The following is a 24,144-nucleotide window of genomic DNA, read 5'->3' as shown; positions in this document are numbered from 1 at the left end:
ACTCTTGACATCGGGGGGTTCCGTTACCGACACATCGGGCCGGGTCCGGCGGATTGTGTTGCTGCGGACGCCCGACACGCCATAGAGTCGCCAACCGTCGGCATGGTGCCACGCTGACCTATCGATAAGTTTCCTGGTCACATCCAAGGAGGTAAGACGACTTGTGAATGAGTCGACATTTACTCCCGGAGGTGGTCGGCCAGGAGCGGTTGCACGGGGCCAGGGTCCCTCGGGGCGCGAGGCTGTCGGCTCCGTAGCGGTCCACACCTCCGCAGCCCACCAGAGCACTTCCACGACAGCCCACCAGAGCATGGACGGCCAACACGTGAACGCCATGGCCGGCGACCGGGGCAGTGGACAGCCCGCCCGTCTCGCCGACTACGACGACCTGCCCGAAGGGCACTTCTACGACCCGGACGCCGAGTACGAGCCGGACCCGGAATACGCGGCGACGCTCGCGCCGGACGCGGCGCGACAGCGCCGTGAGCGGGTCGGCCCGACCGGGCGCCCGCTGCCCTACTTCCCGATCCCGGGGCCGCTGTCGGAACACGGCCCGGCGAAGATCATCGCGATGTGCAACCAGAAGGGCGGGGTCGGCAAGACCACCTCGACCATCAACCTGGGTGCCGCGCTCGCCGAATACGGCCGCCGGGTGCTGCTCGTCGACTTCGACCCCCAGGGCGCCCTGTCGGTCGGACTCGGCGTCAACCCGATGGAACTCGACCTGACGGTCTACAACCTGCTCATGGAGCGGGGCATGTCGGCCGACGAGGTCCTGCTCAAGACCGCGGTCCCCAACATGGACCTGCTGCCCAGCAATATCGATTTGTCAGCGGCAGAGGTGCAGTTGGTCAGCGAGGTCGCCCGCGAGTCGACGCTCCAGCGGGCGCTGAAGCCCCTGCTGCCCGACTACGACTACATCGTCATCGACTGCCAGCCCTCGCTCGGCCTGCTGACCGTCAACGCCCTGACGGCCGCTCACAAGGTCATCGTGCCGCTGGAGTGCGAGTTCTTCGCGCTGCGCGGTGTCGCGCTGCTCACCGAGACGATCGAGAAGGTCCAGGAGCGACTCAACCCCGAGCTCGAACTGGACGGCATCCTGGCGACGATGTACGACTCCCGGACGGTGCACAGCCGCGAGGTCCTGGCGCGCGTCGTCGAGGCTTTCGGCGACCACGTCTACCACACCGTCATCGGCCGTACCGTCCGCTTCCCGGAGACCACCGTCGCCGGTGAGCCCATCACCACCTACGCCTCCAACTCCGTGGGGGCCGCGGCCTATCGCCAGCTCGCCAGGGAGGTGCTCGCCCGGTGTCACGCCGAGTGAGTCTGCCCGGCGCCGACGAACTGTTCCGCACCACCGGGGGAGTGGCCCTTCAGGCGTCCACTCCCCGCCGTGCGCCCGGCGCGGCAGGCGGCGAGGACGCCCGGGTGCCCGCGCCGGCCGGCGAGTCGGACCCCTCCTCGGACGGGTCCGAGGAGGGGCCCGCGGCACGCCGGCAGCGGGCCGCGGGCGGCACGGACACCGAGGCGCCGGCCGCCGAGGGCGGTGCCGCCGGCGCGGCGCGCACGGCGCCCGCCGCGGAGCCGGCCGAGCACGGCGGCCGCGATCCGGAGGCGGAGGCCGGGGGGCGCCGGACGCCGGGCGACCGGGCGACGACCCGCGCCGAGCGGGAGGCCGCGGCGTCGTCCGGTGGGTCGGGCCGCCGCCGGGCGCGTGGCGCCAACCGCCGCCCCAGCGGCCGCGAACGGCACGACGAGAAGATCACCGTCTATGTCTCCGCCGAGGAGCTCATGGACCTTGAACACGCCCGCCTGGTGCTGCGCGGCGAGCACGGCCTGGCGGTCGACCGCGGCCGGATCGTCCGCGAGGCGGTGGCCGTGGTCCTCGCCGACCTGGAGTCGCGCGGCGAGGCCAGCATCCTGGTACGGCGACTCCGGGGCCGCTAGGGCCCGCCCGACGGGTCATGGGCGGGGCCTTGCGATGCTCCCCCGTGTCCTGACCGGGCGGGCACGGGAGGTGCCCCCACGCCGCGTTGCCATGCATCGCACCGCACCGGACGCCGCGGCCTTCCGCCCCCGCCCCGTCGGACGACACGCCTGGCCCCTGTCCCTGAACTCCCACTGAACTCCCGCCGGGCGCGCGGCGCCTGGCGCGCATGCGCTCCCGGACGTCGAAGAGCCGAGGAGCCGAGAAGCCGAGACGGGGTGGCGGAGTGAGCGCCGGCGAGCGGGGTGCGCCGGGCGAGGTGCGGCCTGTTCTCCGGGCGGGCGGCGGGAGCTCGGTGACAGGGCCTCGGGCTCGTCCGACACGCCCTGGGGGCCGTCCCCCGGCGTGTGGCGGGATAGCCTGAGCCACTCCGGCGGGGTGTCCCGCCCGTGACCAGCCCGCCGCTCCGGCGCGGGACCGCAGCACCCTGGACCGCCATGCCGACGACCGACGCCGAGGACCCCGTCCCGGCCCCGCACCGCACCCGCCGCGCCCTCGGGCGGGGCCCAGGCACCGTCCTGGAGGCGGCGCCCGCGGAGGACCCAGCGGAGGACCGCGCGCAGGGCCCCGCCGGGGACGCACCGGCCGAGGGGAGCCCGGTCGGGGAGATCCCGGCGGCGTCCGAGGAGGAGCCGGGTGATCCGGCCGGGGGAGAGGCGGCCGAAGGGGCCGAAGAGGCGGTTCCGGTGGTCGGGGACGGTCGGTTCACGCTGCGGCTGGACAACTTCGAGGGGCCTTTCGACCTCCTGCTCCAGCTGATCTCCCGGCACAAGCTGGACGTCACCGAGGTCGCGCTGTCCAAGGTGACCGACGAGTTCATGGCCCACATCCGGGCGATGGGGCCGGACTGGGACCTCGACCAGACCACCGAGTTCCTGGTGGTCGCGGCCACCCTGCTCGACCTCAAGGCGGCCCGGCTGCTGCCCGCCGCCGAAGTGGAGGACGAGGCCGACCTCGCCCTCCTGGAGGCCCGGGACCTGCTCTTCGCCCGGCTGCTGCAGTACCGCGCGTACAAGCAGATCGCGGAGATCTTCAGCGGCCGGCTGGCCGAGGAGGCCCGGTGCCACCCCCGTACCGTCGGGCTGGAGCCGCACCACGCCGAGCTGCTGCCCGAGGTCGTGATCAGCATCGGGGCCGAGGGGTTCGCCGCGCTCGCGGTCAAGGCGATGCAGCCCAGGGCGAAGCCGCAGGTCTACGTCGACCACATCCACGCGCCGCTGGTCAGCGTCCGGGAGCAGGCCGAGGTGGTGATGGCGCGGCTGCGCGAGGCCGGTGCGGCCGGCTTCGCGGAACTGGTCGCCGACGCCCCCGACACCCTGACCGTCGTGGCGCGTTTCCTGGCGCTCCTGGAGCTCTACCGGGAGCGGGCGGTCGCCCTGGACCAGGAGGAGGCGCTGGGCGCCCTGACGGTCCGCTGGACGGGCGAGGAGGGGGCCGCCCCGCAGGTCACCGACGAGTTCGACCGGCCGGCGGGCGACCCGGCGGAGAAGGGCGCGGCCGCGGCGGGCCGCGCGGAGAGCGACGAGCAGGAGGAGCCGGCGTGAGCGACCCGGGCTACGAGATCACCGAGCAGGCCCCGGAGGAGCACCCCGGCCCCGCCGAGGCGCCCACCGGCGCGCTGGGCGTGGCCGCACTGGAGCTGAAGCCGGCGCTGGAGGCCGTCCTCATGCTCGTCGACGAGCCGGCCACCGAGGAGCACCTGGCGCGGGTGCTACAGCGACCCCGCCGGGCGGTCGCGCTGGCCCTGCGCGAGCTGTCCGACGACTACACCCGGCAGGGCCGCGGCTTCGACCTGCGGCTGGTGGCCGGCGGCTGGCGGTTCTACTCCCGGGCGGCCTACGCGGACGCCGTGGAGGGCTTCGTCCTGGACGGCCAGCAGGCCCGGCTGACCCAGGCCGCATTGGAGACTCTGGCCGTGGTCGCGTACGGTCAGCCGGTCAGCCGTTCCCGCGTCTCGGCCGTCCGCGGGGTCAACTGCGACGGCGTGATGCGCACGCTCCTCCAGCGCGGCCTGGTGGAGGAGGCGGGGACGGAACCTGAAACAGGTGCGATCCTGTACAGGACGACGAATTACTTTCTGGAGCGGATGGGCCTGCGCGGCCTGGACGAGCTTCCTGAGCTGGCACCGTTCCTCCCGGAGGCGGACGCGGTCGAGGGCGACTCGCCGGAAGGTATCCCGTCGTTCGACGTAGACGACAGCGGCGACTCTCAGACGGATCATTGATGCGAAGCAGCGGCAGGAACAGCAGCGGTAGGGGCAACTACCGGGGCGCGGGCAACCAGCGGGACGAGAAGCAGCAGCGGGCCGGCCGCCCCCGCCCCGAGGAGCGCCGCTACGACGTGGGCGGATCCACCGGCGGTGACGAGCGCCGCGGCGGCAAGACCGGCGCCCGGGGCTCGGCGGCCCGGGGCGGCGCCAAGGGCGGTCCCCGTACGGGCGCGACCCGGGACGGCGCACCGGGCGGCAAGGGCGGCAGGGGCGGCCAGCAGCGCGGCCGCGGCCAGGCGCCCGCCCGCCCCCGCGAGTACGACGCCAAGATCGAGGAGCGCAACCGCGCCCGCTACGACAAGCCGCAGGTCAAGACCCCCAAGACCTTCGGCGAGCAGGAGGGCGAGCGGCTCCAGAAGGTGCTGGCCAGGGCAGGTATGGGCTCCCGCCGTGCCTGTGAGGAGCTGATCGACCAGGCCCGGGTCGAGGTCAACGGCAAGATCGTCATGGAGCAGGGTCTCCGGGTCGACCCGGAGAAGGACGAGATCAAGGTCGACGGCCTGACGGTCGCCACCCAGTCGTACCTCTTCTTCGCGCTGAACAAGCCCGCCGGCGTGGTCTCCACGATGGAGGACCCGGACGGCCGCCAGTGCCTGGGCGACTACGTCACCAACCGGGAGACCCGGCTGTTCCACGTCGGCCGGCTGGACACCGAGACCGAGGGCATCATCCTGCTCACCAACCACGGCGAGCTGGCCCACCGCCTGACCCACCCCCGCTACGGCGTCACCAAGACCTACCTGGCGGCCATCCAGGGCCCGCTCCCGCGCGACCTGGGCAAGCGGCTCAAGGACGGCGTCCCGCTGGAGGACGGCTACGCCCGCGCCGACCACTTCCGGGTCGTGGAGAACACCGGCAAGAACTACCTCGTCGAGGTCACTCTGCACGAGGGCCGCAAGCACATCGTGCGCCGGATGCTCGCCGAGGCCGGCTTCCCGGTGGACAAGCTGGTGCGGACGCACTTCGGCCCGATCGCGCTGGGCGACCAGAAGTCGGGCTGGCTGCGCCGGATGACCAACACCGAGGTCGGGATGCTGATGCGCGAGGTCGGCCTCTGACCGTCGGGCTCACCGCGGTCCCGGGCCGGTCTTCGCTTGCGGCGGCCGGCCGCCACCCCTTAGTGTCACCATGACGATTAAGGGGTGGTTTTCTTATGGGGGCAACGATGGGGGCGGCGACCGGATCGCTCATCGGGCTGGCGCTCGGTGACGCGCTCGGCCTTCCGACGGAGTTCGAGGACGTACCGGCGATCCTCGCCCGGTGCGGCAGCTGGCGGCAGCTGGCGCTGCCCGAGCCCGCCCGGGTCACCGACGACACCCAGATGACGCTGGCACTGGGGCAGGGGCTGCGCACGGCCCTGGACGGCGGCGGGCTGACGGCGCAGACCCTCGAACCGCCGGTCCGGCAGGCGTACGTGGCCTGGTGGCGCTCGCCCGACAACAACCGTGCTCCGGGCTACACCTGCCTCCGCGCCTGCGAGCTGCTCGCCGACCCGGACCGGCGCTGGGCCGACGCCGGCCAGATCGGCTCCAAGGGCTGCGGCGCCAACATGCGGGTGGCGCCCGTCGGGCTGGCGCCCGGACTCACCGCCGAGCAGCGCTCCGGCGCCGCCCAGCTCCAGTCCGCGCTGACCCACGGGCACCCCACGGCGCTCGCCGCCAGCGACCTCACCGCGTACGCCGTGCGCGCCCTCGCCGACGGCGCCCGCCCGGCCGAACTGCCCGGCCTGCTGCGGCAGTACGCCCGCGACCGGCGCACCCACTACCGCGAGGACTGGCTCGGCGACCTCTGGCGGCGCTCCCAGGCCCCGTCCGCGACGGCGTTCATCGCCCGCGGCTGGGACGAGTGCCTGGGCGTCCTGGACCGGCTGGACGCGGCGCTCGCCGCACCGGACCGGGAGGCCGACCCGTGCCGGGCCACCGGCGCCGGCTGGATCGCAGAAGAGGCGCTGGCCACCGGCCTGCTGTGCTTCCTGCTCTTCCCCGACGAGCCGGTCACCGCGCTGCGCCGGGCCGCCTGCACCTCCGGCGACTCCGACTCCATCGCCTGCCTCACCGGCGCCTTCGCGGGCGCCCTGCTCGGCGCCGGCGCCTGGCCCGAGGAATGGGCCGCCCGCATCGAGTACCGCACGGAACTCCTGGCCCTCGGGGCGGCCTGGGATGCCTGAGACTCCCGTGGCCCCCGAGGCCGCGGGGGTCCGCCTGCTGCCGGCGGCCGACCTCGTGGGCCCGCACGAGCCGGGGAGACCCGGACGCTGATGGGGGAGCACGGGGCGCTGCGCGCCCGGCCGGGCGCGCAGCGGCCGCCGGCAGCTCCTCGCGGGCAGCGCCGGCCTCCAGCGTCAGCACGCCCGTACGGAGCAGGTCGCGGGCGCAGGTCATCAGGCGCAGCCCGGGGCGCCTCCCGGCCGGAGGGTGGGGGAGTGCAGGCACTCCAGGGCGGTGGGGTTGGCGCGCAGCGCCGGCTCGCAGAACCGCTCCGCCCACCAGGAGAACTCCTCCTCGCGCGGCCCCCACACACGCGTAGACGGCCGTGCCCGGTGACGAGTTCATGGCCCGTGGGGCCTGAGGGAGCGGACGTCATGCCGGGGAGTCTCGCCGGGCGGATCCTGCGCCGGTCACCGGATTCCCGGAGCTCGGAACACGGCTGTCGGTGGCGCTGGTTACGCTGAGCAGTGCGTACACGGACGTGTACGCGGCACACGACGCAGGGGAGCAGGGACGTGGCGGTACGGGCCGTGCGCGGGGCCGTCCAGCTGGAGCGGGACGACGCGGAGCACATGCGGGAGCGGGTCGGCGAGCTGCTCACCGCACTCCTGGAGCGCAACGGCCTGGTGCCGGACGACCTGATCAGTGTGTGGTTCACCGCCACCCCCGATCTCCGCAGCGACTTCCCGGCCGCCGCCGCCCGCGCCCTGGGGATCGCCGACGTCCCGCTGATCTGCGCCCAGGAGCTGGACGTGGCCGGCGCCATGGAGCGGGTGGTGCGGGTGCTCGCCCACGTCGAGACCGCACTGCCCAAGGCCGACCTCGCCCACGTCTACCTCGGCGCGGCCGCGGCGCTCCGGAAGGACATCGCCCAGTGAGAACCGCACTCGTCATCGGAACGGGCCTGATCGGCACCTCGGCCGCTCTCGCGCTCAGTGCCCGCGGCGTCCAGGTCCACCTGGAGGACCACGACCACGCCCAGGCCCTGACGGCCGCCGCGCTCGGCGCCGGCATCGCCGAGCCGCCCACGGAGCCCGTCGATCTCGCCATCGTGGCGGTGCCCCCGGCGCATGTCGCGGCGGCGCTCGCCGAGACGATCCGGCGCGGTGCGGCCCGGGCGTACATCGACGTCGCCAGCGTCAAGGGCGGTCCCCGCCGCGAGCTGGAGGCGCTCGGCTGCGACCTGTCCGGCTACCTCGGCACGCACCCGATGGCCGGCAAGGAGCGCTCCGGCCCGCTGGCCGCGACGGCCGACCTCTTCGAGGGCCGCCCCTGGGTCCTCACCCCGTCCCCCGGCGGCGACACGGAGGTGCTCAACCTCGCCCTGGAGCTGGTCGCGCTGTGCCGGGCCGTCCCCGTGGTGATGGACGCGGACGCCCACGACCGCGCCGTCGCCCTGGTCTCGCACACCCCGCAGCTGGTCTCCAGCCTCGTCGCGGCCCGCCTCAAGGGCGCCGACGAGACCGCCGTCCGTCTCTGCGGCCAGGGCATCCGCGATGTGACGCGGATCGCCGCCTCCGACCCGGCGATGTGGATCGACATCCTCTCCGCCAACCCCGGCCCGGTCGCCGACGTCCTGGCCGAGATCTCCGCCGACCTGGACGCCACGGTCCGCTCGCTGCGCTCCCTGGAGTCCGCCGACGACCACAAGCGCGGCACCGGCGCCCACGGCATCGAGGACGTGCTCCGCCGCGGCAACGCCGGCCGCGAGCGGGTCCCCGGCAAGCACGGCGCCGCCCCGGCCGCCTACGAGGTCGTCGCCGTCTACATCGGCGACCAGCCCGGCGAGCTGGCCCGGATCTTCGCCGACGCCGGCCGCGCCGGGGTCAACATCGAGGACGTCCGCATCGAGCACGCCACCGGCCAGCAGGCCGGCTTCATCCAGCTGATGGTCGAGCCGCAGACGGTCCCGGCGTTGACCGCGGAGCTGCGGGAGCGGGGGTGGTCGATCCGGCAGTGACACCGTGGACGGCGCGCCGCGGGCGAGCCAGTAACCTTGTCCGAGGCCCCTGTCTCTTCGTCGGCCCCTCCGTCGCACCCCCGACCGCCGGTCGACGACCGGACCTGGCGCCCTGGACCGCGCCCCGTGTGTATCAAGAAAGGTGTTCGTCACCGTGGAAACCGCCGATCGGACCGCCCCGGCAGCAGTGATTGTCGCCATCGACGGCCCCGCAGGCACGGGCAAGTCCAGCACGTCCAAGGCCGTCGCCGGCAAGCTGGGCCTGGGCTACCTCGACACCGGCGCGCAGTACCGCGCGATCACCTGGTGGATGCTGAGCAACGGCATCGACGTCGACGACCCGGCCGCGGTGGCCGACGCCTGCGCCAAGCCCGTGATCGTCTCCGGCACGGACCCGGCGGCGCCGACCATCACCGTCGACGGGGCCGACGCCGCGGGCCCGATCCGCAGCGCCGAGGTGACCGCCGCGGTCAGCGCCGTCAGCGCGGTGCCCCAGGTGCGCACCCTGATCACCGACCTCCAGCGGACCATCGCGGCCGAGGCCCCGCACGGCATCGTCGTCGAGGGCCGGGACATCGGCATAACGGTCCTGCCCGACGCCGACCTCAAGATCTTCCTCACCGCCTCCCCGGAGGCCCGGGCGGCCCGCCGCAACGGCGAGCTCAAGGGCACGGGCTCCCAGCAGGCGGCCGACCTGGCCGCCACCCGCGAGGCGCTGATCAAGCGGGACGCCGCCGACTCCTCCCGCAAGACCTCGCCGCTGGCCAAGGCCGACGACGCCGTCGAGGTCGACACCACCGACCTGACGCTGGATCAGGTCATCGAGTGCGTGGTCACCCTCATCGAGGGCGTCAGCGCCGAGAAGGCGGGGCGGGACACCCGGTGACCGACGGCGGAGCGGCCCCGAGCCCCCGCGGCGCCGCGGTCGGCCGGCGGATCGGCATCGGGCTGATGTACGGCCTGTGGAAGCCGCGGGTGCTGGGTGCCTGGCGGGTGCCGGCCTCCGGGCCGGTGATCCTCGCCGTCAACCACTCCCACGGCATCGACGGCCCGATGCTGATGGGCACCGCGCCCCGGCCGGTGCACTTCCTGATCAAGAAGGAAGCCTTCGTCGGTCCGCTGGACCCGTTCCTGCGGGGCATCGGACAGCTGAAGGTGGACCGCCAGGCCGCCGACCGCAAGGCGATCACCGACGCGCTCGGGGTGCTGGCGGCCGGCGGGGTGCTGGGGATCTTCCCGGAAGGCACCCGCGGCGAGGGCGACTTCGCCTCCCTGCGCGCCGGGCTCGCGTACTTCGCGGTGCGCTCCGGCGCCCCGGTCGTTCCGGTGGCGGTGCTCGGCAGCACCGACCGCCCCAGCCGGTTCACCCCGGCCGTGCCGCGGCTGCGTGCCCGCATCGACGTCGTCTTCGGCGACGCCTTCGAGGCGGGCGACGGCAGCGGGCGGCGCACCCGCAAGGCGCTGGACGAGGCGACCGTGCGGATCCAGGAGCGGCTGACCGCCCACCTGGCACAGGCCCGGCGCCTTACCGGGCGCTGACCGACACTTGAGCAGTGGGCCCTCCGTCGAGCGGCCCACCGACCACATGGATGAACGAGGAACGGACTTCATGAACGAGCAGATCCCCACCGGCGAGGAGCACGGTGCGCTTGGCGACGCCGAGTACGCGGAGTTCATGGAGCTCGCCGCGGAAGAGGGCTTCGACCTGGCGGAGGTCGAGGGCGACATCGCCGCGGCCGGCCACGGCCCGCTCCCGGTGCTCGCCGTCATCGGCCGTCCCAACGTCGGCAAGTCGACGCTGGTGAACCGCATCATCGGCCGCCGCGAGGCGGTCGTCGAGGACCGGCCGGGCGTCACCCGCGACCGGGTCACCTACGAGGCCGATTGGAACGGCCGCCGCTTCAAGGTCGTCGACACCGGCGGCTGGGAGCAGGACGTCCTCGGCATCGACGCGTCCGTGGCGATGCAGGCCGAGTTCGCCATCGAGGCCGCCGACGCGGTGGTCTTCGTGGTGGACGCCAAGGTCGGCGCCACCGACACCGACGAGGCCGTGGTCAAGCTGCTGCGCCGCTCCGGCAAGCCGGTCGTCCTGGTCGCCAACAAGGTCGACGGCCCGTCCGGCGAGGCCGACGCCGCCATGCTCTGGTCGCTGGGCCTGGGCGAGCCGCACCCGATCTCCGCGCTGCACGGCCGGGGCACCGGCGACATGCTCGACGCGGCGCTGGACGCGCTTCCCGAGGCGCCCGAGCAGACCTTCGGCACCGCCGTCGGCGGCCCCCGCCGGATCGCCCTGATCGGCCGCCCGAACGTCGGCAAGTCCTCGCTGCTGAACAAGCTCGCCCGCGAGGAGCGGGTGGTCGTCAACGAGCTCGCCGGCACCACCCGCGACCCGGTCGACGAGCTCATCGAACTGGGCGGCAAGACCTGGAAGTTCGTGGACACCGCCGGCATCCGCCGCCGGGTGCACCTCCAGGAGGGCGCCGACTACTACGCCTCGCTGCGCACCGCCGCGGCTGTGGAGAAGGCCGAGGTCGCGGTCGTCCTGATCGACGCCGGCGAGTCCATCAGCGTCCAGGACCAGCGGATCATCACGATGGCCGTGGAGGCCGGCCGGGCCCTGGTCATCGCCTACAACAAGTGGGACAACCTCGACGAGGAGCGCCGCTTCTACCTGGAGCGGGAGATCGAGCGGGACCTGGTCCAGATCCCCTGGGCGATGCGGGTCAACGTCTCCGCGCGCACCGGCCGCCACATGGACAAGCTGGTGCCGGCGATCGAGACCGCGCTGGCCGGCTGGGAGACCCGGATCCCCACCGGGCGGCTGAACGCCTTCCTCGGCGAGATCGTCTCCTCCCACCCGCACCCGATCCGCGGCGGCAAGCAGCCCCGCATCCTCTTCGGCACCCAGGCCGGCACCAAGCCCCCGCGCTTCGTGCTCTTCGCCTCGGGCTTCCTGGAGGCGGGCTACCGCCGCTTCGTCGAGCGGCGGCTGCGCGAGGAGTTCGGCTTCGAGGGGACGCCGATCCACATCTCGGTGCGGGTGCGCGAGAAGCGCGGTACCAAGAACAAGAAGAAGTAGCGGCGGCCCCGCCCGCGGCGGCCCGGCGGACTCAGCGGCCGCCGTGGGGCCGGGAGCCGTCCCGCGGCCCCGGTGGCAGCGCCGCCGGGAGCTGGCCCCGCGGCCGGAACGGCTGCCGGCCCACCACCTCCCAGTGCCCCGTCGACGGGGCACCGCGCCCCCAGTTGCCGCCGCGCAGCGACTCCGGCACCTCCGGCTCGTCCGTACGGTCCCCGGGCAGGGCCCGGAAGGCGCGGCGGTACTCGGCGTACAGCGCGTCGTAGATCGGCGTGGCCGAGCCGCGGTCGGCGCCGCGCGGCGCCCCGTGGTCACGGGCCGGACGCATGCCGGGGATGGGGTGGGGGAACTGGGCGCGGGAGGGGTCGTATGCGTGCACGTAGGTGCCAACGACCCCGCTGCCTGCGGGATGCGGCTTTCGGGGCGAAATGGCCGATCGCGGGAGCAATCCCGCCCCATTGGACGGTCTTGCTCCCGCGATCGGGGGGTGGACGGTCAGGTTCCGGCCAGCGGCATCGAGGCCGCGACCAGCAGGCCCTTGGCGGCCGCCTGCTCCAGTGCCTGCCGCATCAGGTCCTCGCGCGGCTGGTGGCCGATGGTGCCCGAGGGCGCGGCGTACATCAGCACGGTGTGCGCCTTGTTGGCCGCGGTGCGCCAGCCGTCCGAGACGGCCAGCGGCTGGTGCGCCTGCCACCAGGCGGACTGGCTGCCGGCGGTGCCGGGCTGGAGCACCGCGTGCAGCTTGCCCATGGCCAGCAGCGCGGACCAGCCGTCGATCGGGGCGGGGAGCAGGTTCATGTCCGTCACCGGGGTGAAGCCGTGCTCCAGGAGCAGCGGCAGGAAGTCGTCCTCCAGGCTCGTCGAACCGGGGCGGGCGATCGGGCCGTTGGGCTCGACGACGAGGGCCGGGTGCAGCTCGTCCTTGATCAGTACCAGGCCGCAGGTGATGCCGAGGGTGGCCTGCCGGTCGGTGGTGGGGATCGGGGCGGCCGGGGCGCTCGCGGTGCGGGCGTCCTCGCCGGTGATGGAGCGCACCGCTCCCCGGAGCTGCTCCTCGGAGACCGGGACGACCTGCGAGGGGATGCAGGTGGCGTGGGCGAACGCGAGCACCGCGGTCTCCTCGCCGACGAACAGGACGGTGCTGGTGCGCTCCTGCTCGCTGTTGCCCGGCGTCCGGCACGAGGTGCAGTCGTAGCTGCCCGGGGCGTCCTCTCCGGCCAGCAGGCGGTCGGCTTCTTCGTCGCCGATCTCGGCGCGAACGTCGTCGCTGACGTCGAGCATGCGCGGCACGGGTGGCTCCTCGATCTTCATGAGCGGCTGCCGGGCGGTCTCCCGGCTCGTACAAGGACAACGGGCGACCCCCGGCAGAGTCACGCGCGGACGCGAACAGAATCGAACCAACGCGCCGCGCGACGGGGAACCGGTGAAAAGTCGACATTGAACGCTCATGCACCGCCAATTTCTGCGCAGAACATGACGCAAATGGGCTCCGTTTTGTACACGGACGGGGTGGGGTGGCCCCCCGGGAGGGCGCGGCGTGCCGGTGCCCGGCGGCCCGCTGCCTACCGTCACCGGCTATGTCGGACATCTCTTCGGCGCCGCGGCGCCGCGTGGAATCCGTCGGGCTGCTCGTCGCGGCGGCCGCCGCCCTGGTCCTGTGTCTGCCCGGCGGCGCCTTCGCCGACGGGGCGCCGGGTGCGGACGGCGGTGGAGAGGACGGCGGGCGGCCGCCGTACGCCTGCGCCGACGACCAGTGGCCCTGGGGCTGCCTCGCCGAATGCGAGAGCGGCGGGGACTGGCACATCAACACCGGCAACGACTACTACGGCGGCCTCCAGTTCTGGCAGCCCACCTGGGAGCGGTTCGGCGGCCTCAAGTACGCCAAGCGGGCCGATCTGGCCACCCGGGAGGAGCAGATCGAGGTCGCCAAGCGGGTCCAGGCCGAGCAGGGCTGGGGCGCCTGGCCCGTCTGCTCCCGGCGCTACGGCCTCCTCGACGACCGCACCTATGTCGTCCGCGACGGCGACAGCCTCGCCCAGATCGCCCGCCGCCGGCACGTCAAGGGCGGCTGGCAGCAGTTGTACAAGGCCAACCGCGCCGTCGTCGGGGAGCGCCCGAACGAGCTGTGCGCCGGTCTCCGGCTCAGGCTCCGCTGACCCGCGGACGCCGCCGGGGCGCGGGGCACGCCGTCCGGAGAGTTCCCTACCTGCCATACCGATGCCCTAACTTTTTCGGCACGACTTGGCCAATACCCCCAACCCCGAAGGCCGTTCCGCGGTCTTACTCTTCAACAGCCGGACGACCGGGCGCCGTCGTGCGCCCGGCGGCCGGGAACCGCGGGGGAACCAGGACGAGTGCGAGGGACCAGGGGACACGGGGACGGATGCACATCTCATTCCTGATTCACCATGCGTACGGCACCGGCGAGACGGTCCGGGCGACCTTCGGTCTGGCAAAGGCGCTCGCCACCCGGCACGACGTGGAGATCGTCTCCGTCCTGCGGCGCCGCGACACCCCGGCGCTGGACCTCGGGCCCCGGGTGGCGCTGCGGCACCTGGTGGACCTCCGGGAGCACGGGCCGACCGGCGACCGCATGGACCCCGCGCGCGGCCGGCCCGCCCGGGTCTTCCCGGCCGCCGAGCCGGGCTCCGCCCAGTACAGCGAGCTCACCGACCGCCGGATCGCCGAGCATCTGCGCCGGACCGAGGCCGACGTGGTCGTCGGCACCCGGCCCGGCCTCACCGTGCACGTCGCCCGGCAGACCCGCCGCGGACCGCTCCGGGTCGGCCAGGAGCCGCACTGCCTGGCCGCGCACGGACGGGAGCTGCGGCTGGCGCTGCGCGGCGCCTACCCGCGGCTGGACGCGCTGGTCACCGCCACCGAGGCGGACGCCCGCGCCCACCTCCGTCTGATGCGGTTGCCCGGTGTCCGGGTCGCGGCGGTGCCCCGGGCGGTCCCGGCCCCGCGGCTGGCGCCCGCCGACGGCACCGGCCGGTGGGTGGTGGCGGCCGGCCGCCTCACCCGGGCCAGGCGCTACGACGTGCTCGTCCGGGCCTTCGCCGCGGTGGTCGCCGAGCGCCCCGACTGGCGGCTGCGGATCTACGGCGGCGGCCCCGAGAAGCCCGCGCTGCGCACCCTGATCGACGAACTCGGCCTCTACAACCACGTCTTCCTGATGGGCCCGGCCGGCCCGCTGGAGTCCGAGTGGGCCAAGGGCGCCGTCGCCGTGGACCCCGCCTGCCGGGAGCCCGCGGGGACGGCCCTGGCCGAGGCGATGCGCTGCGGGCTGCCGGTCGTCGCCACCGACAGCCCCTACGGGCCGGGCGAACTCGTCGAGGACGGTGTCACCGGGCGGCTGGTGCCCGCCGGCCACCCCGCCGCCCTGGGCACCGCCCTGCTGGAGCTGATCGGCGACGACGCCGCCCGGACGGTGCTGGGCGCCGCCGCGCTCGCCTCGTCCACCCGCTTCGACCCGGCCGAGGTCGCCGGGCGGCACGCCGCGCTCTTCGGCGAGCTGCTCGACCGGCGGCGCGGCAGCGGACTGCGCGGCTCGCTGCACCGCGCCCGGGGCGCGCTGATCGGCGGCGCCTACGCCACCAAGGATGCGGCCCGCGCCGCGGTGAGAGGGGTGCGGACGGTATGAACGCCTCGACGCAGTCACCCGTGACCGGGCCCGGAGCGGCCGAGCGCCCGCGGCGGACCGCCGCGACAGGAGGAGGGGCGCCGGTGCCCGTGGACCTGAAGGCCGACTGCATCGCGGACTCCGCGGGCGGCCTCACCTTCGACCTGGACGTCCCTCAGGGCACCGGCGCCCCCTGGAGCGCGGCCCTGGTGCTGCGGTTGAGGGACGGCGCGGACGAGACCGGCGGCACCGCCGACAACGATGCCGACGACGAGGTGCGGCTGCCGCTCGGGCCCAACGGCCCCGGCCGGCTGCGCGCCGTGCTGCCCAGTACCGTCGCGCTCGCCGAGGGCCGCTGGCACGCCTACGCAGACCTCGGCGACGGTGCCGACCCGCGCCGGCTGCTGCCCGGCGTCAACGACCTGCGGTCGCTGGTGGACCGCCGTCCGCTGGCCGGCATCGGCCGGCTCGGCGTGCGCATCCCCTACGCCACCAAGCTGGGCAACCTCGCCCTGCGCAGCTGGCTGCGCGGGCCGCACGCCGAGGCCGGCGACATCATCGTCGCCCCCGAGGGCATCACCGTCAGCGGCCGTCTCTACGGGGCGGTCCCCGGGCCAGGCGCCCGGGCCGAGGCCGGTCCCCGCAGCGGCGGCCGGGATCCGGTCGCCGTCCCGCTGACCGTCGACGGCCCGGACTTCCACTTCCACTTCACCCTCCCCTACGGCGAGCTGGCCGCCCGCCGGCGGCACGGCAACGAGCACTGGGACCTGTGGCTGCGCCCCGACGACGGCGCGCCGAGGGTCCGGATCGCCCGGCTCCTGGACGACGTCCCGGAGAAGGAGCAGGTGTTCAGCTATCCGGCGCGGCCGGTCCCGGCGCCCGGCGGCGAGCTGCGCATCGGCCCGTACTACACGCTCGACAACGATCTGGCCGTACGGGTCACCGGCCCGGCCGGCCGGGGCACGCCCTAGGGGCCGGCCCGTGGAGCGGGTGCCGGGCGGGGAGCTGCTGGGGATCGGGGAGCTGGCCCGCCGCGCGGGCGTGACGGTCAAGACGGTGCGCCACTACTCCGACGCCGGGCTGCTGCCGGAGTCCGGCCGGAGCGCCGGCGGGCACCGCCGCTACGCCCCGGACGCCCTGGACCGGCTGCACCGGATCCGTGATCTGCGTGCCGTGGGGATGCCGCTGCCCGCCGTGGCCGAGGCGCTCGCCGGCGGATCCCTGGAGCAGGCGCTGGCCGAGCAGTTGGCCGCCGTCGGGGACCGGCTGGTCGCGCTCCGCTGGCGGGAGGCCGCCCTGCACGCGCTGACCAACGCCCCCGAGGAACGCCGCCCGGAGCTGCTGCGCCTGCTGGGCGGCCTCCCGCAGCCGCCCACCTCCGACGCGCTGGTCCGCTTCTGGCACCGGCAGCTGCCCCGCGCGCTGCCGCCCGCGCTGCGCGCCGCCGTCGTCGAGGCCGCGGTGCCCGCCCCGCCCACCGACCCCCGGCCCGCCCAGGTCGTCGGCCACGCCCGGCTGCACGCACTCGCCGCGGACCGCGCCGGCGGGCTGGCGGAGCGCTGCCGCCGGGTGCGCGCGGCCGCCGCCCTGCCCGGCGAGACCGATCCGGTGGCGCTCTACGAGGGCCTCGCCGAGGCGTACGCGCTGGCCGCGACGGCCCTCGCCGCGGGCCGCCGCCCGGCGCCCGGGGACGAGGCGGACTGCTTCGTGGCCGCGCACGCCCGCGCGTACCGGCGGCGGGACGGCGCCGCCTTCCGCGCCGCGCTGCGGGCGTCCCTGCGGGCCGGGGACGATCCGCGGATGCGGGCGTACTGGCGGTACGCCGAGGAGGCGGCCGGCGGCGGGGGCCCGTCGATGGGTGCCGCGCACGACTGGCTGGTCGCCGCCCTCGACGCCGAGGACGCGGCCGGGGCGTGAGCCCGCCCGCTGGGCCGCCCGTTGGGCGATGTGCGGGAAATGTGTGCGGAATGTGTGTCGTTGGCCAATTCCGGGACGGCCGGAAAAGGGCGTCCGGTAAGGGGATTCCGGGGCGGTCGGGCGATTAATTCCGGCGTGCTGTCCGGGCTTGCCCGAACCGGCGGCACGCCCTTCCGTAACTGATCAAGGGGGAATTCCGGCCGCTTTGTTTTCCACCCGGTTGCGGTGGTGTACCGCGCGTAAGGGCGACGGAGGTTCCGGCAAACGCGGGAGCGTGCGCCGTGACACAAGTGTGACCAATGGCGGACCGCCACGGGACGTCGCTGTGCGCGGGACCGCCCTTCCACCCGCCGCCGCGGGCGCCTACGGTGGCTGACATGGCACCCGAACCGAACCTTCCCGGCGACATACCGGAGATCCACGACGACCCCGAGGCGTATGTCGGCCTCGGCCAGGCGGCCGCCGAGGAGCGGGCCCGGGAGCAGGGCTGGAGTACCGTCCGGGCGCTGCCGCCGGGCGCGATGATCACCATGGAGTACCTCGTCGGCCGGATCAACTTCGAGGTCGAGAACGGCGTGGTGGCGCGCAGCTGGCAGGGCTGACGGGCGGTCCGCCCGCGGCCCGGCGGACAACGGCGAAGGCCCCGGCCGCTTCCCAGGGGGAGCGGCCGGGGCCTTCGTGCGGGGCGGGGTTGTGCGTACCGGGCCCCGCCGCCGGGGTGGTCAGCCGGTGCCGTTGCGGGGGCGGCCGGCGGTCGGGCCGAACGGTGCGGCGCCGCGCGGGACGCGGTCCGCGTGCGGCGGCCGGCGGCTGCCGGTCGGGGTGACCGGGGTGCGCTCGGCGCGCGAGGTGTGCGGGCGCGGCGGGTGGTGCGGCCAGCCGTCGGGGGCGCGGGTGGCGCGGCCGGTGGCGGCGCCGACCGCCTCCCGCACCAGGAACTCGCCGTCCGGCGCGATCCGCTGCCGGGAGAGCTCCGAGGCCAGTGCGCCGGCCGGCAGCGGGCCGCGCAGCGAATCGGGGCGCAGCCGCAGCCACAGCCGCAGCAGGACGCCCATGAGCCGGTCCTCGACCCAGGTGATGCCCGGCTCCAGCCACGGCATGGCGAGCAGCACCAGCAGGCCCGCGGCCCAGCCCAGCAGGACGTCGCTGACCCAGTGGGTGCCGAGGTAGACGGTGGTCATCCCGACGCCCAGCGCGCCCAGCGCGGCGATCACCGACAGGGTGCGGCGGCGCAGCGGGGTGGTCGCCAGATAGGCCAGCACGCCCCAGGTGACCACCGCGTTCGCGGTGTGGCCGGAGGGGAATATGTCGCCGTTCTGCCACATCTCGTTGGAGCCGACCGTCGTCGCGTAGTGCGGACCGAGCCGGCCCATCCCGAGCTTGGCGGCGCCGACGGTGATGTTCAGCAGCAGCAGAGAGGCGCCGAGCACCAGCAGCGGGTGGAGGTTGCGCTGCCGCCAGCAGCGCCAGCCCAGCCAGGCCGCCACCGCCACCGCGGTCGGGCCGCGCTGCCCCAGCACGACGAAGTAGTCGAGGAAGGCATGGATCTCCGGCCACTGCTTGTACGGCCGGAACAGCATCAGCTGCCAGTCGATGGTGACCAGGGAGGTGTCGGCCAGCACCCCGGCGACGATCACCGCATACACCGCCAGCGTGCCCCAGAACAGCCACAGGCGGGTCCGGGTCATGCGCGGCGGTCTGACGCGATCGGTCGGGAGGCGCTCCTCCATCTGGTCGAGCTTGTCATCGGTACGCACTCAAACGACGTTACCGCGTGTGATGTATGCACTTGGTCAAACCGTGCGCTTTGTAATGACGATGTGATGTGGAATGGGTCTCAATCCCGGTCGGCTTCCCGGGATTTCGAAGAGAATTCTCCGGGCGCCGGATTCCGTTCCAGCCATCCGCGTGTCGCCGTCATAGGTGCTTATCTGTTTTTCGCCGTCGGAGTTTATCCGCCATTCGTACGGGTGTCGCGGCGCGTTTTCCTCGGCGCGGCGTTTACGGAGCGGGATCTTCCGGTCACGGCGGGCCGGAACCGTTGAGCCAGAACGCGCCGTAGACCGCCGAGCCGGCCGCCACCACCCCGATGACCAGCCACGACCGTGCCGGGCGCCACCGGGCCAGGCCCGCCGCGAGCGGCAGCAGCAGCGGGAAGGCCGGCATCATCAGCCGCGGTTTCGACCCGAAGTAGCCCTTGGCGGTGAGTGCGATCAGCAGCACCGTTCCGCCGTAGACCGCCAGCGGCAGCGGCTGGCCCTTTCGGACGCCGTGCACATACAGCCAGATCACCAGTGCGACGCCGACCAGCAGGGCCAGGCCGGCGGCGAAGGCGGGTCCGGTGAGCTGGTGCCCGATGAAGGAGGCGAAGGCGAGGCCGCCGTCGAAGCCGTTGTGCCAGCCGGCCTGGACGTCCAGATAGCCGGTGAGCGAGCCCTGGCGGGCGCCGACCCACAGGACGTAGGCGCACCAGCCGAGCGGGGCCAGTGCCACGCCGAGCAGCATCCGCCGGTGCCGGCCGCGGAGGAGGGCGCGGGCCCGGACCCCGCCGGCCCGCTCGTTCGCCACCGTCACCGCTGCGCTGATCCATACCGCGGCGACCACCGCGGCGCCGACCGGCCGGGTCAGCCCGGCGAGCGCGGCCAGCGCGCCGGCCCAGACCCAGCGCCCGGTCAGTACGCAGTAGACGCCCCATGCCGCGAGGGCGGTGAACAGCGACTCCGAGTACGCCATCGACTGCACGATCCCGACCGGCAGCGCGGCCCACAGTGCGGCCAGCAGCACCCCGGCCCGCGGTCCGTGCAGCCGCTCGCCGGTGACGTACAGCGCGGCCGCCGCGGCCAGCGACGCCGTCCAGGCCACGGCCATCCCGGCGTCCGCGGCGGACAGCGGGGCGAGCGCCGACAGGCCGCGCTCCAGCCAGGGCAGCAGTGGGAAGAAGGCCAGGTTGGAGTGGACGTCGCCGTTGGGCAGGTGGACGGTGTAGCCGTAGCCCTGCTCGGCGACCCGGGTGTACCAGAGGGAGTCCCAGCGGGCGGTCAGCAGGGTGTGCCAGTCCTTGCCGTCGGCGGCGGACCAGGCCATGAGCACGATCAGACCGAGCAGCCGGATCGCCGCGTACGCCGCCAGGCCGGGGACGGCGCGGCGCAGCGCGGCACGGACGGCGGGCGGACACAGGGCCCGGCCGGGTGCGGCGGTGGAGGCAAGATCGTTCATCCGGACGATTATCCAGGTGGCGGGGGCGCGACCGTGCGGTGCGGTCGCGCAACGTCGGGGCTGCGACGAGCGTCTCACCGTGAGGTGGACCACGCGGGCCTCCGGGCGACTCGCGTAGTCTGACGTCTCAACTCGCCCGTGCCGCCGGTTCCGCCGGCGCGTCGTCGCGCCCTTGACCGCGGCCGCGAGACCACTACGGCGAGCGCATGACAGGAGGTACTGGATGTCAGGGACGACCGCGTCCGGCAGGGGGCGGACGGGTGGTGTTCCCGGGCACACAGGCGGCGGCGTGAACCGCTGGACGGTGCTGACGGTGCTGTGCGTGAGCCTGCTCTTCGTCGCGCTGGACACCACCATCCTCTACGTGGCGGTGCCCTCCATCACCGAGGACCTGCGCCCCGGTCCGGTCGAGCTGCTGTGGATCGTCGACGTCTACCCGCTGATCGCGGCCTCGCTGCTGATCCTCTTCGGCACCCTCGGCGACCGCGTCGGCCGCCGCCGGGTTCTCCTGCTCGGCTACGGGCTCTTCGCGCTGGCCTCGGCCGCCGCGGCGCTCGCGCCCAACCCGCAGATCCTGATGGCGGCCCGGGCGCTGCTCGGTATCGGCGGCGCCATGATCATGCCGGCGACGCTGTCCATCCTGCGCCAGGTCTTCCCCGACCGGCGGGAACGGGCGGTGGCGATCGGGGTGTGGAGCGCGGTGGCCGCGGTCGGCGCCGCGGTCGGCCCGGTGCTCGGCGGCTTCCTGGTCGAGAACTTCTGGTGGGGCTCGGTCTTCCTGATCAACATCCCGATGATGGCGGCGATGTTCCTGATAGGGCGCTGGCTGCTGCCGGAGTCGCGGGGCGAGCGCAACGGGCCCTGGGACCTGGCCGGCGCGCTGATCGCCGCCCTCGGCGTGCTGGGCATCGTCTTCGGCGTCAAGCGGCTGGGCAGCGGGGCGCCCATCGTCGGGGTGACGACGCTGCTGCCGATCGCCGTCGGCGTCGTGCTGCTGATCGTCTTCGTCCGCCGGCAGGGCCGCCGTGCCCATCCGCTGATCGACATGCGGCTGTTCGCCCGGCCCGCGTTCGGCACCTCGATCGGGTGCATCGTGCTGGCGATGCTGGCCCTCGTCGGGCTGCAGTTGATCGCCGTCCAGTACCTCCAACTGGTGCTGCACCTGAGCCCGCTGGCGACCGGGCTGCGGATGCTGCCGCTGGTGTTCGCCGCGATGGCCGCCGGGCTCACCGGCTCCCGGCTGCTACAGGCCCTCGGCCCGCGGCTGATGGTCTCCGGTGGCTTCACCCTCACCGCGATCGCGGTGGTCTCGCTGACCGCGCTGGGCGGCCAGGACCGCTTCTGGCAGCTCTCCCTCGGCTTCGTGCTGCTCGGCTTCGGCTTCCAGTCCACGCTCTTCGGGGCCTACGAGTCGATGCTCAGCGAGGCTCCGGCGGCGCAGTCCGGCGGTGCGGCGGCGCTCGGTGAGACCGCCTACCAACTGGGCGCCGGGATCGGTGTGGCGCTGCTCGGCAGCGTGATGAACGCCGCCTACGCGCCGGGTCTGAACCACGTCGCCGGGGTCTCCGACCGGGCCTCCAACTCGGCGTCGCACTCGCTCGGCGAGGCGTACAAGGTCGCCGCCGGGCTGGGCGAGCACGCCCGGGAGGCGCTCCGGCTGGCCGCCCGGGACTCCTTCGTGCACGGCCTGCGGGTCACCCTCGTCGCCAGTGCGGTGCTGCTGCTGGCCGGTGCCGGGCTCGCGCTGCGGCTGCCGCGCCGGGCCGCGGAGTCCGCGGAGCGGGCCGACGCCGCGGCCGAGGAGGGCGCCCCCGCCGGGCGCGAGGGGACGCCGGCCCCCGCGAGCTCCGGCCGCTGACGGGGCCGGGACGGCCGGTCCCGCCGCGCGGCGGCGACCCTTGCCCGCCCGGCGCCGCGGACCGTACCGTCGGGCGCACGTGACTACCACTGCTAGTTTTCGTGCGAGCGCCGATACCGCCGGAGGACCCGCCATGCCCGCAACGCCGTCCCCGCTCCCGCCGTTCGACCCCAGCGACCCCCTGGGCCTGGACGACCTGCTCTCCGACGAGGACCGCGCGGTCCGCGCCACCGTCCGCCGGTGGGCCGCCGACCGGGTCCTGCCGCACATCGCCGACTGGTACGAGCGCGGCGAACTCCCCGCAGTCCGTGAACTCGCCCGCGAACTGGGCTCGCTCGGCGCCCTGGGCATGTCCCTGACCGGCTACGGCTGCGCCGGCGCCTCGCACGTCCAGTACGGACTGGCCTGCCTGGAGCTGGAGGCCGCCGACTCCGGCATCCGCTCCCTGGTCTCCGTGCAGGGCTCGCTGGCCATGTACGCGATCTGGCGGTTCGGCTCCGAGGAGCAGAAGCGGCAGTGGCTGCCGCGGATGGCCGCCGGCGAGGTCATCGGCTGCTTCGGGCTGACCGAGCCGGACCACGGCTCCGACCCCGCGGGCATGCGCACCCACGCCGAACGGGACGGTACGGACTGGGTGCTGACCGGGCGCAAGATGTGGATCACCAACGGGTCGGTGGCCGGCGTCGCGGTGGTCTGGGCACAGACCGACGACGGCATCCGCGGCTTCGTCGTCCCCACCGACAGCCCCGGATTCGCCGCACCCGAGATCCGGCACAAGTGGTCGCTGCGCGCCTCGGTCACCAGCGAGCTGGTCCTGGACGGGGTGCGGCTGCCCGCCGACGCGATGCTGCCGGAGGCCCGCGGGCTGGGCGGCCCGCTGCGCTGCCTGAGCCACGCCCGCTACGGGATCGTCTGGGGCTCGATGGGGGCGGCGCGGTCCTGCTTCGAGGCGGCGCTCGACTACGCCCGCACCCGCGAGCAGTTCGGCAAGCCCATCGGCGCCTTCCAGCTCACCCAGGCCAAGCTCGCCGACATGGCGCTGGAACTCCACAAGGGCGTGCTGCTCGCCCACCACCTCGGGCGGCGGTTCGACGCCCGGCGGCTGCTGCCGGAGCAGATCAGCTTCGGCAAGCTCAACAACGTCCGCGAGGCGATCGACATCTGCCGCACCGCGCGGACGATCCTCGGCGCCAACGGGATCTCGCTGGAGTACCCCGTCATGCGGCACGCCACGAACCTGGAGTCGGTGCTGACCTACGAGGGCACCGCCGAGATGCACCAACTGGTGCTGGGCAAGGCGCTCACCGGGCTCGACGCCTTCCGGTGAGCGCCCCGCGGCCGCCGGCAAGGATCCGCGGGCCGCTCAACTCTGGTTGAAGAAGCCGCCGTTGCGGTTCCCGCGGGGCTCGCCGGTGACGATCTGGTAGTCGGCGGGGGTGAGCAGGAACACCCGGGTGGCGACCCGCTCGATGGAGCCGCGCAGACCGAAGGTGAGGCCGGCGGCGAAGTCCACCACGCGCTTGGCGTCGGCGGGCTCCATGGCCGTCAGGTTGACGATCACCGGGACGCCGTCCCGGAACAGCTCGCCGATGCCACGGGCGTCCCGGAAGGAGGCCGGGGTGACCGTGGCGATGCGGGTGCCCTGGGTGCGGGCGGCCTCGTCGGCGACCCGGACCCGGGGGTCGGTGACCCAGGGACTGCCGGCCGAGTCGGCGGACTCGGGTCCCTCGGCGTAGTCGTCGTCGTAGTAGCGCTCGTCATCGTTGTCGTCGACGAGGCCAAGCCAGGCGCTCGCCTTGCGTACCGATCCCATTGACGCCTCCTCTCACTCGCGGCGGGTGCGTTCCGTTCTCCCTATCGTCGTCCATGAGGGCGAGGGTGTGCCAAGCGGATAGCCGCCGCACGGGGGGTTCGTGACATATCTGGTGCAAAGAGGGTGGTGCACCGTCAGTGCGCGTGCCCTGGCGGTGAACTGACAGTATGAAAGGCGTCACGATCGGTGTGTGCGGGGTGCCGGCGGCCGGCCGGC

General features: G+C 74.2%; 23 protein-coding genes and 1 pseudogene. 18 read left to right on the top strand and 6 right to left on the bottom strand.

Annotation, left to right across the window (positions count from 1 at the left end; translation table 11 throughout):
* Positions 1-310: 310 nt before the first annotated feature.
* The 6 genes from K2224_RS41450 to K2224_RS24650 all read left to right on the top strand — a co-directional run bounded on the left by K2224_RS41450 (position 311) and on the right by K2224_RS24650 (position 6,426).
* Complete coding sequence (locus K2224_RS41450; RefSeq protein ID WP_398200369.1) at positions 311-1,327, top strand: ParA family protein; 1,017 nt, start codon at positions 311-313, stop codon at positions 1,325-1,327.
* Complete coding sequence (locus K2224_RS24670) at positions 1,312-1,950, top strand: hypothetical protein (protein WP_260693043.1); 639 nt, start codon at positions 1,312-1,314, stop codon at positions 1,948-1,950. The genes K2224_RS41450 and K2224_RS24670 overlap by 16 nt, the downstream gene beginning before the upstream one ends.
* A 477-nt stretch (positions 1,951-2,427) precedes the next feature.
* Positions 2,428-3,534 (top strand): ScpA family protein, encoded by a 1,107-nt coding sequence (locus K2224_RS24665; protein ID WP_221908692.1) that lies wholly within the window; start codon positions 2,428-2,430, stop codon positions 3,532-3,534.
* Positions 3,531-4,214 (top strand): SMC-Scp complex subunit ScpB, encoded by a 684-nt coding sequence (gene scpB, locus K2224_RS24660; protein WP_399019549.1) that lies wholly within the window; start codon positions 3,531-3,533, stop codon positions 4,212-4,214. Before K2224_RS24665 ends, scpB begins: the two co-directional genes overlap by 4 nt.
* Positions 4,214-5,317, top strand: coding sequence for a pseudouridine synthase (locus K2224_RS24655; RefSeq protein WP_221908691.1), 1,104 nt, complete (start codon positions 4,214-4,216; stop codon positions 5,315-5,317). Before scpB ends, K2224_RS24655 begins: the two co-directional genes overlap by 1 nt.
* Positions 5,318-5,412: 95 nt before the next feature.
* A complete protein-coding gene (locus K2224_RS24650) occupies positions 5,413-6,426 on the top strand; it encodes an ADP-ribosylglycohydrolase family protein (RefSeq protein ID WP_260693042.1) in 1,014 nt (337 codons plus the stop codon).
* Between the two features lie 136 nt (positions 6,427-6,562).
* Here K2224_RS24650 and K2224_RS24645 read toward each other — a convergent pair.
* Positions 6,563-6,792: pseudogene (locus K2224_RS24645) on the bottom strand (nucleotidyltransferase); the annotation flags it as partial.
* A 189-nt stretch (positions 6,793-6,981) separates the two neighbouring features.
* On the opposite strand from K2224_RS24645, the gene aroH reads away from it, so the two are divergent.
* The 5 genes from aroH to der all read left to right on the top strand — a co-directional run bounded on the left by aroH (position 6,982) and on the right by der (position 11,505).
* Positions 6,982-7,344 (top strand): chorismate mutase, encoded by a 363-nt coding sequence (gene aroH / locus K2224_RS24640; RefSeq protein WP_221908690.1) that lies wholly within the window; start codon positions 6,982-6,984, stop codon positions 7,342-7,344.
* A complete protein-coding gene (locus tag K2224_RS24635; RefSeq protein ID WP_221908689.1) occupies positions 7,341-8,426 on the top strand; it encodes a prephenate dehydrogenase in 1,086 nt (361 codons plus the stop codon). The genes aroH and K2224_RS24635 overlap by 4 nt, the downstream gene beginning before the upstream one ends.
* Before the next feature lie 142 nt (positions 8,427-8,568).
* Positions 8,569-9,312 (top strand): (d)CMP kinase, encoded by a 744-nt coding sequence (gene cmk, locus K2224_RS24630; protein WP_221908688.1) that lies wholly within the window; start codon positions 8,569-8,571, stop codon positions 9,310-9,312.
* Positions 9,309-9,965: a 1-acyl-sn-glycerol-3-phosphate acyltransferase gene (locus tag K2224_RS24625; protein ID WP_221908687.1), complete on the top strand. Its 657-nt coding sequence runs from the start codon at positions 9,309-9,311 to the stop codon at positions 9,963-9,965. The genes cmk and K2224_RS24625 overlap by 4 nt, the downstream gene beginning before the upstream one ends.
* 70 nt (positions 9,966-10,035) lie before the next feature.
* Complete coding sequence (gene der / locus K2224_RS24620) at positions 10,036-11,505, top strand: ribosome biogenesis GTPase Der (protein ID WP_221908686.1); 1,470 nt, start codon at positions 10,036-10,038, stop codon at positions 11,503-11,505.
* A 31-nt stretch (positions 11,506-11,536) separates the two neighbouring features.
* Here der and K2224_RS24615 read toward each other — a convergent pair whose 3' ends face one another.
* Both K2224_RS24615 and K2224_RS24610 read right to left on the bottom strand, forming a co-directional pair.
* Positions 11,537-11,830: a hypothetical protein gene (locus K2224_RS24615; protein ID WP_260693041.1), complete on the bottom strand. Its 294-nt coding sequence runs from the start codon at positions 11,828-11,830 to the stop codon at positions 11,537-11,539.
* A 167-nt stretch (positions 11,831-11,997) separates the two neighbouring features.
* Complete coding sequence (locus K2224_RS24610) at positions 11,998-12,792, bottom strand: hypothetical protein (RefSeq protein WP_221908684.1); 795 nt, start codon at positions 12,790-12,792, stop codon at positions 11,998-12,000.
* A gap of 287 nt (positions 12,793-13,079) precedes the next feature.
* Between K2224_RS24610 and K2224_RS24605 the strand changes: the two genes are divergently transcribed.
* The 5 genes from K2224_RS24605 (at position 13,080) to K2224_RS24585 (ending at position 17,643) form a co-directional block, all read left to right on the top strand.
* Positions 13,080-13,658, top strand: a complete 579-nt coding sequence (locus tag K2224_RS24605) for a transglycosylase family protein (RefSeq protein ID WP_221908683.1) — start codon at positions 13,080-13,082, stop codon at positions 13,656-13,658.
* Positions 13,659-13,885: 227 nt separating this feature from the next.
* The gene (locus tag K2224_RS24600; RefSeq protein ID WP_221908682.1) at positions 13,886-15,145 is read left to right on the top strand and encodes a glycosyltransferase; all 1,260 of its coding nucleotides are present in this window, start codon (positions 13,886-13,888) and stop codon (positions 15,143-15,145) included.
* A gap of 83 nt (positions 15,146-15,228) precedes the next feature.
* Positions 15,229-16,095, top strand: coding sequence for a hypothetical protein (locus tag K2224_RS24595; protein ID WP_221908681.1), 867 nt, complete (start codon positions 15,229-15,231; stop codon positions 16,093-16,095).
* 10 nt (positions 16,096-16,105) lie between these two features.
* Entirely contained in the window at positions 16,106-17,041 is a 936-nt protein-coding gene (locus K2224_RS24590; protein WP_313904793.1) for a MerR family transcriptional regulator, read from the top strand.
* Between the two features lie 377 nt (positions 17,042-17,418).
* Positions 17,419-17,643, top strand: coding sequence for an I78 family peptidase inhibitor (locus tag K2224_RS24585; protein WP_221908680.1), 225 nt, complete (start codon positions 17,419-17,421; stop codon positions 17,641-17,643).
* A 120-nt stretch (positions 17,644-17,763) separates the two neighbouring features.
* Here the strand turns inward: K2224_RS24585 and K2224_RS24580 are convergent, their stop codons facing one another.
* The gene (locus tag K2224_RS24580) at positions 17,764-18,798 is read right to left on the bottom strand and encodes a phosphatase PAP2 family protein (RefSeq protein WP_221908679.1); all 1,035 of its coding nucleotides are present in this window, start codon (positions 18,796-18,798) and stop codon (positions 17,764-17,766) included.
* 265 nt (positions 18,799-19,063) lie between these two features.
* Positions 19,064-20,257, bottom strand: a complete 1,194-nt coding sequence (locus K2224_RS24575; RefSeq protein ID WP_221908678.1) for a hypothetical protein — start codon at positions 20,255-20,257, stop codon at positions 19,064-19,066.
* A 223-nt stretch (positions 20,258-20,480) separates the two neighbouring features.
* Between K2224_RS24575 and K2224_RS24570 the strand changes: the two genes are divergently transcribed.
* Both K2224_RS24570 and K2224_RS24565 read left to right on the top strand, forming a co-directional pair.
* Positions 20,481-22,115 (top strand): MFS transporter, encoded by a 1,635-nt coding sequence (locus tag K2224_RS24570; protein ID WP_221908677.1) that lies wholly within the window; start codon positions 20,481-20,483, stop codon positions 22,113-22,115.
* A 133-nt stretch (positions 22,116-22,248) separates the two neighbouring features.
* Entirely contained in the window at positions 22,249-23,442 is a 1,194-nt protein-coding gene (locus tag K2224_RS24565; RefSeq protein ID WP_221908676.1) for an acyl-CoA dehydrogenase family protein, read from the top strand.
* Positions 23,443-23,478: 36 nt separating this feature from the next.
* On the opposite strand, the gene K2224_RS24560 is transcribed toward K2224_RS24565, so the two are convergent.
* Complete coding sequence (locus tag K2224_RS24560) at positions 23,479-23,928, bottom strand: cell division protein SepF (protein ID WP_221908675.1); 450 nt, start codon at positions 23,926-23,928, stop codon at positions 23,479-23,481.
* Positions 23,929-24,144: the final 216 nt, after the last annotated feature.

Origin of the sequence: Streptomyces sp. BHT-5-2 (genome assembly GCF_019774615.1) — a bacterium.
Lineage (GTDB): Bacteria > Actinomycetota > Actinomycetes > Streptomycetales > Streptomycetaceae > Streptomyces.
The sequence above is the reverse complement of the archived record's forward strand: the minus strand, read 5'-3'. Positions and strand labels throughout refer to the sequence as shown.